The organism is Levilactobacillus fujinensis (genome assembly GCF_003946335.1).
Lineage (GTDB): Bacteria > Bacillota > Bacilli > Lactobacillales > Lactobacillaceae > Levilactobacillus > Levilactobacillus fujinensis.
Genome location: NZ_RHNX01000010.1, coordinates 67,999 through 83,785 on the forward strand (window position 1 = coordinate 67,999; position 15,787 = coordinate 83,785).

The 15,787-nt window shown below is 49.4% G+C and carries 15 protein-coding genes, 1 tRNA gene and 1 rRNA gene; 4 read left to right on the forward strand and 13 right to left on the reverse strand.

Features of this window, described 5'->3' with window-relative positions; genetic code table 11:
• Positions 1 to 214: 214 nt before the first annotated feature.
• Both EKM89_RS05510 and EKM89_RS05515 read right to left on the reverse strand, forming a co-directional pair.
• Positions 215 to 742, reverse strand: a complete 528-nt coding sequence (locus EKM89_RS05510; RefSeq protein ID WP_125686475.1) for a GNAT family N-acetyltransferase — start codon at positions 740 to 742, stop codon at positions 215 to 217.
• A 97-nt stretch (positions 743 to 839) separates the two neighbouring features.
• Positions 840 to 1,304 carry a hypothetical protein gene (locus tag EKM89_RS05515; RefSeq protein ID WP_125686477.1) on the reverse strand — a complete coding sequence of 155 codons (465 nt, stop codon included), beginning with the start codon at positions 1,302 to 1,304 and terminating at the stop codon, positions 840 to 842.
• Between the two features lie 269 nt (positions 1,305 to 1,573).
• On the opposite strand from EKM89_RS05515, the gene EKM89_RS05520 reads away from it, so the two are divergent.
• Positions 1,574 to 1,801, forward strand: a complete 228-nt coding sequence (locus EKM89_RS05520) for a hypothetical protein (protein WP_125686479.1) — start codon at positions 1,574 to 1,576, stop codon at positions 1,799 to 1,801.
• A gap of 399 nt (positions 1,802 to 2,200) precedes the next feature.
• Here the strand turns inward: EKM89_RS05520 and EKM89_RS05525 are convergent, their stop codons facing one another.
• From EKM89_RS05525 to EKM89_RS05550, 6 genes are all read right to left on the reverse strand, one after another.
• The gene (locus EKM89_RS05525) at positions 2,201 to 4,342 is read right to left on the reverse strand and encodes an amidase family protein (RefSeq protein WP_125686481.1); all 2,142 of its coding nucleotides are present in this window, start codon (positions 4,340 to 4,342) and stop codon (positions 2,201 to 2,203) included.
• Positions 4,343 to 4,891: 549 nt separating this feature from the next.
• The gene (locus EKM89_RS05530) at positions 4,892 to 6,532 is read right to left on the reverse strand and encodes an ATP-binding cassette domain-containing protein (RefSeq protein WP_125686483.1); all 1,641 of its coding nucleotides are present in this window, start codon (positions 6,530 to 6,532) and stop codon (positions 4,892 to 4,894) included.
• A 151-nt stretch (positions 6,533 to 6,683) separates the two neighbouring features.
• Complete coding sequence (locus tag EKM89_RS05535; RefSeq protein WP_125686485.1) at positions 6,684 to 7,856, reverse strand: cation:proton antiporter; 1,173 nt, start codon at positions 7,854 to 7,856, stop codon at positions 6,684 to 6,686.
• 176 nt (positions 7,857 to 8,032) lie between these two features.
• Positions 8,033 to 8,230 (reverse strand): hypothetical protein, encoded by a 198-nt coding sequence (locus EKM89_RS05540; protein ID WP_125686487.1) that lies wholly within the window; start codon positions 8,228 to 8,230, stop codon positions 8,033 to 8,035.
• A 524-nt stretch (positions 8,231 to 8,754) separates the two neighbouring features.
• A complete protein-coding gene (locus EKM89_RS05545) occupies positions 8,755 to 10,089 on the reverse strand; it encodes a dihydrolipoyl dehydrogenase family protein (RefSeq protein WP_125686489.1) in 1,335 nt (444 codons plus the stop codon).
• 117 nt (positions 10,090 to 10,206) lie between these two features.
• Positions 10,207 to 11,547 (reverse strand): MFS transporter, encoded by a 1,341-nt coding sequence (locus tag EKM89_RS05550; RefSeq protein WP_125686491.1) that lies wholly within the window; start codon positions 11,545 to 11,547, stop codon positions 10,207 to 10,209.
• A gap of 105 nt (positions 11,548 to 11,652) precedes the next feature.
• Here EKM89_RS05550 and EKM89_RS05555 point away from each other — a divergent pair, with 105 nt between their 5' ends.
• The gene (locus EKM89_RS05555; RefSeq protein ID WP_125686493.1) at positions 11,653 to 12,543 is read left to right on the forward strand and encodes a helix-turn-helix domain-containing protein; all 891 of its coding nucleotides are present in this window, start codon (positions 11,653 to 11,655) and stop codon (positions 12,541 to 12,543) included.
• Positions 12,544 to 12,789: 246 nt separating this feature from the next.
• A complete protein-coding gene (locus tag EKM89_RS05560) occupies positions 12,790 to 13,305 on the forward strand; it encodes an NUDIX hydrolase (RefSeq protein WP_125686501.1) in 516 nt (171 codons plus the stop codon).
• 174 nt (positions 13,306 to 13,479) lie between these two features.
• On the opposite strand, the gene EKM89_RS05565 is transcribed toward EKM89_RS05560, so the two are convergent.
• Positions 13,480 to 13,731, reverse strand: coding sequence for a hypothetical protein (locus tag EKM89_RS05565; protein ID WP_164510515.1), 252 nt, complete (start codon positions 13,729 to 13,731; stop codon positions 13,480 to 13,482).
• A 2-nt stretch (positions 13,732 to 13,733) separates the two neighbouring features.
• Positions 13,734 to 14,336, reverse strand: coding sequence for a type 1 periplasmic-binding domain-containing protein (locus EKM89_RS05570; RefSeq protein WP_125686497.1), 603 nt, complete (start codon positions 14,334 to 14,336; stop codon positions 13,734 to 13,736).
• Between the two features lie 325 nt (positions 14,337 to 14,661).
• On the opposite strand from EKM89_RS05570, the gene EKM89_RS05575 reads away from it, so the two are divergent.
• On the forward strand, positions 14,662 to 14,913 hold the full coding sequence (locus tag EKM89_RS05575; protein ID WP_125686499.1) for a hypothetical protein: 252 nt from the start codon (positions 14,662 to 14,664) through the stop codon (positions 14,911 to 14,913).
• A gap of 79 nt (positions 14,914 to 14,992) precedes the next feature.
• On the opposite strand, the gene EKM89_RS14050 is transcribed toward EKM89_RS05575, so the two are convergent.
• The 3 genes from EKM89_RS14050 to rrf all read right to left on the reverse strand — a co-directional run bounded on the left by EKM89_RS14050 (position 14,993) and on the right by rrf (position 15,659).
• Complete coding sequence (locus tag EKM89_RS14050; protein WP_164510516.1) at positions 14,993 to 15,184, reverse strand: hypothetical protein; 192 nt, start codon at positions 15,182 to 15,184, stop codon at positions 14,993 to 14,995.
• Between the two features lie 213 nt (positions 15,185 to 15,397).
• A tRNA-Thr gene (locus tag EKM89_RS05580) sits at positions 15,398 to 15,470 on the reverse strand.
• 72 nt (positions 15,471 to 15,542) lie between these two features.
• Positions 15,543 to 15,659, reverse strand: a 5S ribosomal RNA gene (gene rrf / locus EKM89_RS05585).
• Positions 15,660 to 15,787: the final 128 nt, after the last annotated feature.

Below are 15,787 nucleotides of genomic sequence, written 5' to 3' on the forward strand. Positions count from 1 at the left end.
CACTAACTTAGTGGTGACAAGTCCTACTGTCACCAGAGTCATTTAACTCATTCAGATTTCAAGCTTTAGACACATCTTAGACTAATATCCCATCAAGCAAATAGCGGCGCTGTCAGCTGAATCTTTCAGACGACAGCGCCGCTATTTTATTGACTATCTCGAGAAATACGTTTGCCACAAGCCAGCGTAATTCGGCAACGGCTAGGCTTTCTCATCATCCCCGCCATTCTTCGCGCAAGCAGCCATACTTGACCGAATCCCAGTACTGCCCCTGCCAATAACGAACTTGTCGGCTGCGGCCCTCTTCTTGCCAACCGATACTTTTCGCCAAACGACACATGCGTGTGTTGCCCGACCAGGTCGTCAGCCCTAGATGCGGCAACGTTGTTTGGGCCCAGACCTGATTGACCCATTGAGTCAGTGCCTGTTTGCCAATGCCCTGTTGCCAGTTATTTTGACGATAAATGACGATACCGACTTCCAACCACCGACGTAGATTGCCATCCGCATAGTGGTAGGAGACGCTACCAACCATTTTCGAATCGGCCCAGATGACCCGCTGATTCGGCTGATCAATAAACTTCGTTGGCACAATGTTGCTTAGAAACTGCTCACGACTCGGTAATTGATCGTGAAAGTACGGCCCATTCCACCGCGTCCATTCGGCATCTTCATCCCCATACGCCAGCTGCCAAAACGCCGGTGCATCCGCCATTGTTAGCGGCCTTAGTGTCACCCTCATTTGACCTCATCCCCCATTTTTCTCAGTATAGCAGGTGTCGCCATCAAGGGACTCAAAAAGGACCTACGCGTATCGCAAGTCCTTTTCTGTCAATTCCCTATTCCAGTCCCTTTGGCGTCTTCATCGTCGCAAAACTCGCGTGCCGGTCATAGTTACGGTAACCCTTGTAAAAATGCAGATGGTTCTTAGTCAGCCTCAACTTGTAACTCAGTCGCTGCCCATCGAACTGGACCTGACTGTTCTTAGGCGAATACTGAATGCCGGACAACCGATAAATGTGGTGACCCAACGATTGATATTTCAGCTTTTTCAGGCCATAACCCGGCAACCGGTAGTAGTGGTGACTAGTTTCATCCCGTGCAAAGAGGTTCCCGGTGCTAGTCGACTTGCTGTACGTGATGTACGCCTTATTATCACCATGACCATTATAGATCCACGTATGCCGCAAAGCTTTAGGCGTTCCCTGATGCCAAGTTGCTGCTTGTGCCGACGATGTCAAACTAGTTGCACCTAACCCCAACGTAATCGCCGCTAAGCTCAGTAAAAAGATTGGTTTTTTCAAATCATTTTCCTCCCCAGGAAATGCTGTGTTCATCTTGCTCCCTAAAGTTACGCGACTTCGGGTCAGAAAGCAAGACGAACCACTGGCTCTTAGAAAATAAGTGTGCCCCCACAGCAATACCACTATCTTTGCCACGCTTTCGTGGTAAGCTGAGGATACCTGGGGAGGTAGCTTATGCAAATGACGAAACGCACGTTATTCATTGAGGGACTCATCAACGCCCTCTTATAGTTTTGCCCGTCATCCTATTTATCATTGGTGGTATTGGAATGGCCGAACACAATCCGTCCCATCCCGACGCATTAATTCTCGGTGGCAGCCTACTAATGGGCGTACTGAGCCTGATCATGCTGACCATTTATCTTTTCAGTTGGCGGCAGCACGGCTGGCACCAATTGTCTGTCCTGCGCCGTTGTCTGATTGTTTTTTACGGTCTCTGGCTGATTATCGGCCTCCTGACCTGGCTAGGTTTTCTAGGTGTCATGCCTTGGAGCTAGCCGATACGTCTATCGTTACTGATTCATTCGCCAACAAGCCTAGATTTAGGGAAAAAACTATGGCAAAACCAGAATAAGCTAGGCTAAGGACACTAACCGTAAGTAGCAAGCGGAAAAGGGCGCCAAAGAATTAGATAGCGACTTGCCACCCTCTTTCTTACCCAAATGATCAAAGGGAACTGCTGACGACTACTGGTGACCATTGATCTAAAGGTCGCTCTAAAAGCTGTGAAGAACAGGGAACGTCACCAAGTACCCGGCTGAAGCGTTCACGAAACATCTACATGACCTCAAAAAAGAGTAGAGAAAGGCCGCCAGATTGGAAGAAAATACCAATCTGGCGGCCTTTCTCTACTCATATTAATTTAAGTTTACTGTACTGCGGTTACCTATTTCTACCTATTTTCGAATCACAAACTGCTTATTTGCTGTAATCAATTGGCCGTTTGTGAGCTCCAGGCGTGCAATTTGACCGTGGAAACGAATTGCCTTGATTTTCAAGACCTGTCCCTTCTTGATCAAACGAACCCGTTGGCTGGACTTAAAAGTCTTGCCACGATAACTGTAGATACCGTGCTGACTGATGACCCGCACCCGCCGTGGATTCTGCAGGTAGTAGAGCGAGGCCACGAACTTCGAATTAGCCGTAATATAACCACCCTTGACTCGGTAACGTAACGCACCGTTCTTGGTAAAGGCTACGCCCAGCGTCTTAAACGTCCGACTGTGAACTCGCGGCTTGGCCGTGTAGTGCCGAACCCGTTGCGTCAAGTTGACGTCCTTATACAGGTTCAATGCCCCCTTGGCGTAAACAACCTTTGGTGCCTGGGCAACGACTGGCGTTACCGGTTTGGTTGGCTTGGACTCTGATGTTGCTGGCTTTGATTCGCTCGACGCTGAAGTTTCAGCTGTTGCCGGGGTCGTTGTGGTCCCAGTCGTATTATCACTTGTCGACTGGCTGTCCAAGAATTTTAGTTGATTCTTACTTTCAAAGAGATCACCCATCGCTAACAGCAGCCGGTCTTGGTTCTTGGCGGCTTCCAATTGAATCCCCAGCGGCATCCGACTAGCACTCACGTACGTTGGCAAACTAATTGCCGGTTCGCCGGTCACGTTAGCCAGTTGGGTAAATGGCGTCTTGCTCAAGCCATGTAACCAAGCATCGTAGATCAACTGCATCTGGTCCTTACTGTCCAGCGATGCAATGTCGCGCATCTTCTCAACGTACTCGGGCAAGTAAGCCGGATCCGTGTTGCTTGGCGCTGTGGTGGCCGTTGTTGGTGTCAAATACAGACCATATTTTTGGTGAAAATCAGTCATCTGTTGTTTGGCCGTTGCAACCACACTGGCATAACTGGCACGGTCTGGCGCGGTTAATTTCTTGCTGGCTTCAAATAACGCATAGGTCATGATACTCCCATCATCAGGTAAGAGATCACGTTTATAAGCCGCTTTCGCCCACGAATTAGCGGCAAAGCCACTACTTGTTGCCCCCTTGTAGTAGGCCTGCATCAAGGCTTTACCATCGACTGGACTGTCGACCTGCTTGACGTTAAATCCTTGGCTCTTCAGGAAAGACACGGCCTGGGTGACCGCGTTCACAGCATCCTGACTGACCGGCGTGCCCACAGGCGATTTGGTCGAGTAGGCAATCGTCACCGACTTCAGGTCCTTTGGTGCGGCCTCTGCCGTGACGCTACCACTCAACATGTTATCAAATAAGGTCTGCGTATCTGCCATACTCTTGGTCTCAGCGAAGCTTGCCATGGTGCTGGCGGCACTGTCTCCCTTGATCATCCCCGCGGAGGGCTTCAGACCAATAACGCCAGACCATGACGCTGGAATCCGTAGTGACCCACCGGCATCGTTCCCGGTTGCAACTGGAACCATGTCGTCGGCGACACTCGCTGCCGCACCACCGGAAGATCCACCGGGATTATCGGCGGTGTTCCATGGATTATTCGCTGCCCCATAGAGCTTGGACGTCGTAATATTGGTCAGCCCCAACTCGGGATAATTCGTTTGCCCAATGACGACAAAACCCAAACTCTGCAGCTGAGTCACAAATGGCTTGGTGTACGACGAGACTCGCGTGCTGGAGTAAGGCAGGCCCTGCGTTGCGGACTCGCCCTTTAATTCCTGTGCCAAGCCTTTAATCAAAATGGGCACGCCATAGAATGGCTGACCGGTATCCTTCATAGCGGCGGCTTCGTCTAAGGCCTTATCCTCACGCATGGTAATCACAGCATTCAACTGTGGATTATCCTGTTTGACCTTGGTCATCGCCAATTGAATCAACTGTTGACTGGTAACCTTACCAGAACGCACCATCTGCGCGAGTTGCGTCGCGGTGGCGTGCTCGTATTGCGACAACGTTAACGGATTAGCCGTAGCGGTTGTCGTGACGTTGCTGGTAGTACTATGTACACTGGTATCACTGGCAGTCACGCCGGTAACGGCGCCACCTACGATGGTTGCAGCCACCACAGCCGCTAACACCGCTTTGGTCTTTAACCAGTGGCTAAACTTAACTTGTTTCATCCAAAATTCCTCCAACCTTTTCCAACCTAATTTATGTTCTGCAGATGACATAGGAACTAACGACGAATCGCCATTTTTTTCTTAAGCGTCAGAATAAACAACATAGGAACCACACTATTACTGCCATTCACCAGTTGTTAGCTCCCTATCCTCTGTAAAACACAACCTCACGTTCCATAGTACAGGTTTTAAGCCTGAATGAAAACGCTTATTTGCCATTTTCAATAAGCAAAATATTATCAATACTATATTTATTTCACCTACTTCATTCATTACATCCGGTAGGTGACCGCCTCATCCCGCAATTTAGAACTATTCCATCCCTTGGATTAATGATAATACCGGCGTTTGTATATTCATTTATAGTTTTCATTATTTAAAACTTATTTCATACCATGAAGTAGCCGCTACCCGCCTTATTTTCCCCCAAAAAAATCGGCATCCCATGCATCCCGCCTTTGTCAGGTTAACTGCATGTGACTACCGATCTTTTCTGAAACCTCAAAGAAAGCTAACCCGCGCCCGTGTCTCTCGTGGCACTGGGAATCGTCACTCTGCTTGCTTCCCGTTAAGCGCCTCAAACTGAATCGTCTCATCAAATAGCGCTTGTGTCTCCTCATGTGGCGTGTGACTGATCATAATTAGCGTTAACGCTGGGTTTTCCAGCAAGTCACGTTCAATCTTCACCGCATTCACGGTATCGACTGCCGATGTCCCTTCATCCAACAGAATCAGCCCGACGTGTCGCAGTAGCCCACGTGCTAAAGCCAGCCGCTGTAGCTGACCACCAGACAGATCACTGCCACCATCCCCAACGTTTTGATCCAGAAACGCCCGGGCACTCTCCTGGTCCGGACACAGTTTCGTTGCCAACAAGACCGCCACCAGCTCTTCGTCACCGTAGTCATCGGCTAGGCGGAGGTTTTCCCGCACCGTAGCCGTCAACGCTTGTGGCCGTTGGTCCAAATACAACAGTTGTTGCCCCAACTGATTCGCTGAATAATCTTTAAGTGACTTACCGGCCAGCCGAATTTCACCGGTATAATTGGTCAGGTAGCCCGTCAAGACTTTCAGGAAGGTCGACTTACCACAGCCACTTTCACCCAGGATCAGATACTTTTTGCCTTGCTCAAAGTTGTAGGTCACGTGACACAAAATGGGGTGGTCGGTGTGATAGGCAAAGCTTAAGTCGTGGACCTGAATGATGTCTGGTACCACGGCCATTGTGGAGACGGCTAGCTCTGCCATCTCCGGTTCGACTGGGAATTTTTCACGTTCCAGCTCAAATTTTTCAAAAATGGGCTTCACCCCACGAATCATTCCTAAATACGTACTCATATTACCCAGGTTATTGAAAATGTTCCCCGACAGACTGCTCACAGCACTTAATGTCCCAATTGAAACCAACTTCATCATCGCTAAAATCCCGGTCAACCCCATCAACATGACTTGGGAAATGACGTTGCCCAGGAATCCCACAACTTGTACGCTACTCTGCGCACGCCGTTGGTTGACGTAAGATCGCTTAAGCGCCTTAGATGCTGAAATGATCCCCTGCTTCAGTAACCGTAACGCCTGAAAGGCATAGAGCAGGTTGAACACGCCCATCACGTCTTGTGTTCGATTAACAAAGGCCTCATTTTGGTGCGTTAATTGTGTGTTGGCCCGCATGATCCGCTTGTCAAAAACCTTGGGCGCCACGATGATCAGTCCCGCCAAGATCAGCGCCGATAACGCTAAACTCCAGTGATACGCGATCAGCGTGAACAATGCAAAGACCGTCCCAAAGACGCCTTCGACGACGATAAAAAAGCTTTCAAGGCCCTGCACGTTGATCGTCTGAATGTCATTATTGACCCACGACTCATAGACCCCCATCGACCGCGAATTGTATGATTCATAATCCTTAGCGATCAAAATATCGGCCAGATCCTGTCGAATAGAGATGTCGATATTCTGAATCACCTTTTCCTGATAGATAGACGCCCCGTAATTCAAGGCCGCAATCACGAGCCAATCCAGCATCAGCAATCCGACTGCCAGCAAAAATAGATTCAGTTGGCCTTTGATTAGGGCGTTCAACAGGTTCGCATTGAGTACTGACCCCAAGACCGTCAGTCCCTCAATCACCATCAACAGAAACGTCTCGACCAACACTTCTCCACGATGTTGTAGAATATATTTACGCATACTTGGAACCACGACCTCTCATTTATATCACCACAATAATTAGGCTTTTTTCATTTAAGTGTACTAATTCTAATTTTTTTATAATGATGGTCAATAGAAAGTCTTTAGAAAAAAAAGGTTCGCCCAGTTAGCGAACCTTCTCTCAACAGACTTATTCAGCAGCCGGTTGCGGCATGCCCTTCAATGCTTGTTTCAACACGAGTGGTGCAATAATTGTTGCCAAGACAATAACCAAGATCATGGCGGAATAGTCTGCTCCACCAAGCAGACCCGCTTGATGCCCAATCTGGGCGGTAATCAGCCCCATTTCACCCCGGGCGATCATCCCGGTACCAATCACGGTGCTGCTCTTCAGGTCGAAACCACACAGACGTGCGCCCAAGCCACAGCCCAACAATTTTGCCAGGCACGCCAGGACCGTTAAGCCCACGATGATACCCAGGTTATCCGCCAAATGGTCCAGCGTCATGTTCAAGCCCACACTCACAAAGAAAACAGGAATGAAGATGGCATTTCCCAGCGGTTCCACGTGATCGGCCAACACCGCGCGGTACGGCGTGTGCGCCACGGCAATTCCGGCAAAGAAGGCGCCAATAGCCCCACTCAACCCGACAATGTCAGCTAGCCACGCCATACTCAGACAGATGACCATCGACATGATCGTTACACTGGATGCCATGACCAGCCGCTCGCTCAAATGCATCAGGTACGGTGCGATCCATTTGACCACGACGTAAGTCCCACCGAAAAAGGCGACCTGTTCAAGTAAGACTAAGCCCAGCGCCGGTTGACTGCCCGCGGCCTGGATTCCTTGACTGGCCAGCAGACTGATCATCAGTGACAACAGGATGACCCCCATGATGTCGTCGGCCACCGCGGCCCCCAGAATCGTCGCACCCTCACGCGTAGAGAGGGCGTGGTACTCCTTCAAAACGGCCACGGAAATAGAGACCGACGTTGCTGAAAAGATGACACCAATAAACAGCGCTTCGAGCGGCGTGAAGCCCCACCACCAGGAGGCCAACCCCATCATCGCAATGGGAAAGATTACCCCGGAAGTCGCTACCACGATCGCCGGCTTGAGATACTTCATCAAAAGTTGTAAATTACTTTCGAGCCCGCCCAAGAACATTAGGATCACCACCCCAATGTCGGCGAATAAACTGACTAGACTGTTGAGTTGAACCCAGTTGAGCAGGGCCGGCCCAATGATAATTCCAATCAGCAACTCGCCGATCACGGCCGGAACGCCTAACCGGTTGGCAAAATTCCCCGCCAACGTCGTCAGTACCAGAATCAAACAGAGTGTTCCCAGAAAAGCCACACGGACGCCTCCTTTAGAAAATATTAATAGTCCTATGATACGCCAAAATCCGGGAACATTCACTAGTGGTGATTAGGGTTTAGCCTAAATCAAGAACCTTTCTATAAGCTTACGCCTCACTGCCCCAGGACAATCAAGTAACCTAAGAGGTCAGCCGCTATGTGCTCAGGCACGCCCTACGCCACATCCTTAGCCTGAATCAGCGCGCGAAGGATTGCAATCAGCCCCCAGACGATTGCGATAATGTTAATCGTGAAGTCGCCCAATCCCTCATGCGGATAAACCATCAGCCACTTTGCCGCGGGTAAAAATAGAAAAAGTCCCAACCAAAACGAAAACGTGCTGTAGAAGTGCTTGCAGAATTTGATTCCCATAACGCTCTCCCCCATTCGTGGTGTCTGCCAGTTCAGCTACAACTTAACACGCACATGTAAAGAGTCCGTATACAAGAATCATTTCCCGCTCGATTGGACGCGCAACTTAACAATCTAGCACCTGCCCCAAATTTTGTATCGCCCCACAATTCCCTTGATAGTAAAAAAGTGTCTGACCATCATCAATTAAGCGATGGCCAGACACTTTGCGGAAAATATAACTTGGTAACAACCGACGTCATATTCAGGCTTTAGCAGTTTACCTGCCATAGCCCACAGGACAGAGATGCAGCTAGCCATGTCGACGATATTAGGCGGCGTTCTTTCCGGCTTACATCGTGGGACGACCTGGGAGACACCTGAACTTAGCGGCTTTCAGGCGAGCCGAAAGCCCATCCTTTGGCTGGAAGCGTTTCCTACAGCAAATGAAGTTCCTGGCAGCCGGAATGCGACCAGTACCCCTAATTTAGCGGTGACAATTTCCACAGTCGCAAGCGTAAGACAAACATTTTGATTTTCAACCTTTAATTAAAGTAAGTCAAGTCTGAAGCCAAGGTTGGGTAGGCCATGATCGTGGCACTGATGTCGTCCATGCTGAGCTGATTACTGATGACGAAGTCGAGATAATTGATCACTTGTTCCGCCTCACTACTCAATACCGCGGCGCCAACGATTTTATTCGACGATTTATCCACGACCACTTTAATCCGCGCATGAGGATCTTGAATCCGCTGGTAACTGTACCAATGGGTTAGATCTAAGTCATTGATCACATACTTCTCCGACTGAGATTCCGCCTGAACGGTTGAAATGCCGAGCTGGGCCAACTGTGTCTTCCCATAAACTACCGCTGGAATCACTGGATACTGAATGGCTGGTGAGTCACAGGTCGTCAGCGTTTCCGTCAAGTAGCGGCCTTCAAACCCGGCCACCGGCGTCAGCTTGGGTTGTGGCCGATCAACCACATCCCCTAACGCAAAGATATGGTGATTAGAGGACTGTAGGCGTCCGTTGACCGTGATGCCATGAGTAGTCGTTTCTACGTCGACGCGGTCCAAATGAAGGTCCGCCAAGACCGGAGTACGCCCAGCAGTTGCAAAGACCAGACCAGTCGTCCATGTCTCACCAGTTGCCGTGGTCACTTGATACTGGTCATCAGCTGGCGCAACAGCCGTGATGGTCGTATCCAATCTGACATCCACACCATTTTCCCGTAACCGCTCAAGTAGATCATTGACTAAGTCTTGGTCAAACGCCCGCAGTGGCCGCGCGTTGTGATGGACCAGGTGGACGCGACTCCCCGCGGCGTTGGCGATTGCCGCCAGTTCAACCCCCACGAAGCCAGCGCCCATCAGCGTAATATCTCCAGGAAGTTTGTCGAGATCAAGAAAGTCGTTACTGGTGCGGAGCCACTCCTGACCCGCGATTTTCGGTAAGCGGGGTTCCTGACCGGTCGCAACGATCCAGTTGGCCGCGCTCAGCTGCTCAGCACCAACGGTCAACGTACCATCGTCATTGAAGCTCGCAGTCCCGTGAAAATTGGCAATACCGGCTGCTTCTAACCCGCTTTTCGTCCCACCGGGAATCTTTTCCGTGTAAGCCCGCTTAGCTGCCATCAGCGCCGCCCAATCGATTTGGGGAATACCGGTTAAGCCATGGCCCTGCAACGCCTCACTGTGGCCCTGAGCCTCCACAGCGGCCATCAGGATCTTCTTAGGATCACAGCCACGGTTCGGACATGTGCCGCCCCAAAGGTCCTTTTCGACCACGGCCACGTTCATCCCCCGTGCATGGAGACCGTAAGCGGCCGCTAAACCGCCGGGCCCGCCACCGATAATCCCGATATCAAACTCTTGCATACATTGACCCTCCCTTTCCGTGTCGCATGCTTAGCCCATCTGACGGTCCTAAACCGTCCCAATTTACTGCTAAACATTCACCATGTACGCCTTTGATTCTAGCACGGAAAGGCCAGATCAATCGTCAATTTGCTTGCCGGCCGCTAATTTCTGTTGCACAATCAGGAGATTAACCCCAATGTAAACCAGCACGACGATTCCGGTCATGGCGTAGACGGGGCCAGCGGATACATGTTGGAAGAAGATGCTGTAAAATGCGGTACCCACGGGAACCGCCAGCTGCATCAGCGTCCCAAACGTTGACCCTACGCGCCCGAGCAATTCAGTGGGCACGGTCATTTGCATGTAGACGGACATTGGCGTGTTGACGAAGGCTAGTGTCAGTCCTACCAGTAGGGCCCAAATGACCAAGATTAAGACCAATTGGGTGTCGGGTAATGTGCTCATGAAGAGCATTCCCAGGGCAAAGATTGCCCCGCCGACGACCATTGACAGACGCAGAATCGTCAACAGAACGCGTTTGAACGTTGGCAACATAGATAAGACCAAGTTACCAACTAGAATTCCGGCAGCGAATCCACTCATGACCACACTTAGACTCGTATTGCTCATGTGGCGAGTCTGCACAATGGCGTATGGTAAGCCGACGTCGACCGAGCTAAAGAGAAAGTTCAAGAAAACCCCCATGATAACCACGGAACGGAGCGTAAACCGATTCCAGATATACCGTAACCCGACCTTGAATAGCTGCCACTGGGTCTGGGCCGGTTGGGTTGCTGACTTTACCGCCCCTGATTGGCGTGGTTGATCTGACTGACTCGTTTGATCGGCAGGAGTGGCAGCACTGACTTCTTTCGTTTCAGCGGCCTTTAGTGGATGAAAGCGCATGGAAAGTGTAATCAACCACACACTAATTTCGGCAGCAATTTCAACTCTAACGATACCGTCAAAGCCGATCATCCCGTACAGTGCAGCGGCTAACACTGGCGAAATCAGCTGAATACCGGCAGTCGCGGCCTGTTCGATGGTGGCTAACGTCTTGATATGGTTATCATTGACCAATTCATGAATCGACGCGGTGAACCCGGTATTGGTGACCTTATCGCAACAGGCAATAAACGTTAAGACTAAAATGGCAAGCAACATTTGATTCGCAACACGATCGGCCAATAAGGCATACACAATATACGCACCGATGTCTAAGGCCTTACTGGTTAAAATCAAGGGCTTGTGATGACCCCGGTCAATCAGGTTCCCAACAGGAATCATCAACAAGAGGCCCACAATGGGATAGATGATCGATCCTAACCCAAAGCTCAATGCAGAATGGGTCGTGTGTAGGAGCATGAGGCCTAAGGCAAAACCAAAGGTGTCACCGCCTAAGGTACTGATAATGTCACTGCTAGCCGCCCGCACGATTTGAATCACAGACTGGCGATTGGTAATTTGAACTTCCATGACGGTTCCCCCTTCAAGTTATTAATCTAATTCTAATTGATTTCTCATCAAAAGTTCCGTATAATATGTGGCAAATTTGCCACATTGCTTAGGGGGCCATTTCTCATGGAAGAACTCGGTACTACCATCAAACAAATCAGACAAGCTAAGGGTCTGACGCAAAAAGAAGTTTATTCAGGCATCGTCTCGCGCTCATTCGCAACCCGACTGGAAAATGGCGATCACGACGTCACGGCAACTAAACTCTTTGAAATTTTAGAGCGACTGGGCGTCTCTGCAGACGAATTCCGCTTCATTCAAAACGACTACCGCCCAGACGACGGTGAAATTCTTCGCAGTCAGGTCATGTTGGCTTATGACCAGCAGAACTTTCCGCAACTTAGTCACTTAGCACAACGCTACGGTCAGAGCAAAAATCCCGCTGAACGTCGAATAGCGACGATTGCAGCGGTCCTTCTGACAGCCTACAGTCACCGACATGCCACGTTAACTAGCGATATGGATCACCTGTGGCAACAGATTATGTCCACCAAATCCTGGACGCTACAGGAAATTCGGATGGGCCCCATTTTGATGGCGCTGATGGGCTTCAAGGACGCTGCCGTGTCGGAAACGATTCGTAAAATGCATCAAAGTTGTGACCGGTATGTATCCGAACTGACCGATCCCTTTCACGTGATGGATCTGCGACTATCGTTCGACCTGGTAGCCCTACAGGTACTCCTCAGTCACCGTGACTATGCTCAGGCCCGGGCGTTTAAAACGGAACTAATGACTGGTCATCTCGAACAGCTCACCAGCGAAGGTAACCTGACGCTCCAGCTCTGCCTGTGTATTTGGACCTGGTTCTTTGGTGATTCGTCGACTGCGGACCAACAGGCCAGTCTACTACGCCAGCTGAAGGTTGCGCGGATTGATCCGGGGATTCGGGCCATCCTGAGCTCTTGGCAACAACAAGCAAAACGCTATCATTTGAAATTGGCGGACAAAAAATAGTCGCTTTCCTTCTTAGAATCATTAAATTTAACCACACAACGGCTACTAGAGATGTTATCTGCTGCGGTTGATTTTCCGGCGATTTTATATTTTTCAACTTCTAAATTAGGCTCATGACTGTGATGAGAACACACTTGGACATTGCCTCATATCGTCGTTCATCTCTTGCCAACCCTTCTAATTTATTGTCCCACAACGACTAGCTGGAAAAGTGCTACACTAAATTTAAGAAAGCTGGTGACCGCAATGGCCGCGGATCGGTTAACGGAACATTGGGATATTTATAATCGGCAACTACAAGTCGTGGGGCGCCGCCAACGAAGGGAAACGCTACGCCCGGGCGAATACCATTTGGTGGTCGACGCCTTCATTTTTCATCCAAATGGTCAGGTTCTTCTTCAGCAACGGACGGCAGACAAGCTGAACTTTCCCAGTTGTTGGGACTGTTCGGTTGGCGGGTCCGTCCTCGCCGGTGAGACGATTGTGGCCGGCATGCACCGGGAAATGCACGAGGAGTTGGGGTTAGAGTTGCCAGTGACCGCAACGGATAACTACTTCTTACGCACCTATAGTCACTGGATCGAAGCATGGTTCGCATTTAAAACAACGACGCCCTTGGATGGTCTCACCCTCCAACAATCGGAAGTTCAACGTGCCGCCTTCTTCTCCCCTGCAGCAGCCCACAACCACCTTGAACAGATTGGTTTCAACGCCTACGCGCTGGAACTTCGGCGGGCATGGGAACATCTCAATCAAAAATAGGCGACAGCCGCGATGGCGGTGTCGTCTATTTTTGAATCGTCCGGTAAAATTTCGATACACGCCAATAAGTCATCCATGATGATTGTGCTCCTTCGAGTCCTAAATTATATTTAGTGTGCCCATTTCCTTTTGTGCCGACAAGTAAAAAGAACCGATTAGTTATCCGGTCCGCACTTACTTATGATGACGATTTAACGCCCAACTGAGGCCGATTGCTCCCACTAAAGTTGCCCCCAACCAAGTTAATTCGATTGTCTGGTGACGTCTAGACTGGGCGGTTACCCGGTGAATACTCGTGGTTACGCCCCGCTGAGTCCCAGGTGTTGTTTCTATTTGCGTTGCTTGTGCTGCCACGCCCCCACTCCCCAGTAAGGTCAGGCTCAGCATGAGTGCAACTAGTCCCTTCATCATCATTTTTCTCGTCATGATTACGCCCGATCTCGACGCCGAGAAACCCGCCAGCCAGTCAATGTTAGTGCCGCCATCAAGGCCCCCAACCAAGAAAGTTTGGAGCGTGCTTCGGCGGTTTGAGGCAGAATCTCACTGTCACTACGCGTGGTCCCAATCGTATTGCCTTCCGCATCGTAAACGTTCGTCGTGACACCGACGGAACCGTTGTTGGCGCGCGTGGTGCCGATCATTTTATCATCAGCACCATAGACTTTACCCGTCTCATCCGCATCACGCGTGGTACCGACTACTTTACCATCCGGATGGTAAACGTTGCTGGACTCGTCGGCGTCGCGAGTCGTCCCAATAACTTTGCCATTAGTCCCGTAAACCTTACCGGAGTTGTCCGCATCGCGGGTGGTACCAATGACCTTACCATTAGTTCCGTAAACTTTATTGGACTCATCGGCGTCACGAGTCGTCCCAATAACTTTGCCATCAGTACCGTAGACATTCGCCGTCACCTTAGCCGACTCACTGCCAGATGACGGTGTCGCCGCGTAACTCGTTTTCGTCCCCCAGAACCCAATTCCCATTAAAGCCAGAGCAATAGCAACCCCAACCCGGTTCAACTTCTTCATAATACTTCTCCTTCACCCGTGAGCTATATTCTTAACACTTCATATACTATCAAATATACATAGCCATTGCCATAAAAACTCTAGCTACATTCAAAATGGGAATAACTGGCGGTTAAGTCTGACTGAGTTTTAACTTATTCAGAAACATAGTTGTCGTATTTATTAATATTACGAATCTATTTCGGTTAAAGACTGGATTAAAATATTCAGTTTGACTCGATCACCACTGGGACCTTTCCTATTCCGTTGACACCCACAGTTGTAATAAAAAGGCTTGCATTTCTGAACGTACGTTCGTATAATATAACTTACAGAGGTGATGACCATGGAACAACGCGCTCTAACCGGCAACATTATTAGCGATCCGAAAGTTTTAAAGATGTCGCCCATTCTACTCTTCGTCAAAATTGCTGATACACGCAGCGGCCAACTGATTAATTGTCTCGTCCATAAGCATGGTCTAAACTTTCTCTATCAGGCCACCTTGGGTAGCCAGATTGCGGTTTACGGCCACTACAATCTACGTAAGCAGTTCGTGATTGATAAATTCATGATCAATGCGCAGGTATCCGCATAACAAATTTAACGTTAAACGGCAGTAACCGCCAAAATCAAAGTGTGATTTTGGGAGCTGATTTTTTAGGATTAATTCGGTTCTAATTGCCATTTCCCCCACATTTTGCGACCGCCATATACACCCCCGCGATTAAGCCAACGATTCTACAGTGAGAATATCCATCGTGATTGAAGTAAATTGCAACGTTTCCGCGCTCTTTCAAAGTTAAATGGTGACCCTTGGGACGATTCATGGTAAGCTGTTCTTGCATCAAGACGAAAACCTCTTTCATTGTTTGTGTAGGAACTCCAATGATACCTGAGATTTACGTCTTGGTGTATTTATTTTGTCCCAAATTCTAAGTGGCTACCTTGATTATAAAATTCGCCGCAAACTTTTTTTGAGATTCTAGTGCATTCTAGTGGATACTAAAAATAGGAACCGTGCCGGAATGCTGTTCCAGCGCGGTTCCTATTTTGCAAAACGGTTCTAATTCGTACTAATAAGCCGCTTATTGGATTTGAACCAACGACCTCTTCCTTACCATGGAAACGCTCTACCTTCTGAGCTAAAGCGGCATACTGTCATTATCACCGTTTTTGATAATAATGACAAATAAAAAAGAACCCAATCACTGGGTTCTTTCCGTCGCGTGGCAACGTCCTATCCTCGCAGGGGGCGATCCCCCAACTACTATCGGCGTGCTAAAGCTTAACTTCCGTGTTCGGCATGGGAACGGGTGTATCCTTTAGGCTATCGCCACCACACTATAAGAGAACTTCTTCCCTCAAAACTAGATATTAGTCAATTATTTCCTTTTTGAGAACACCACGTTTTACAACTTGGTTAAGTCCTCGACCGATTAGTACTGGTCCGCTCCACGCCTCACGGCGCT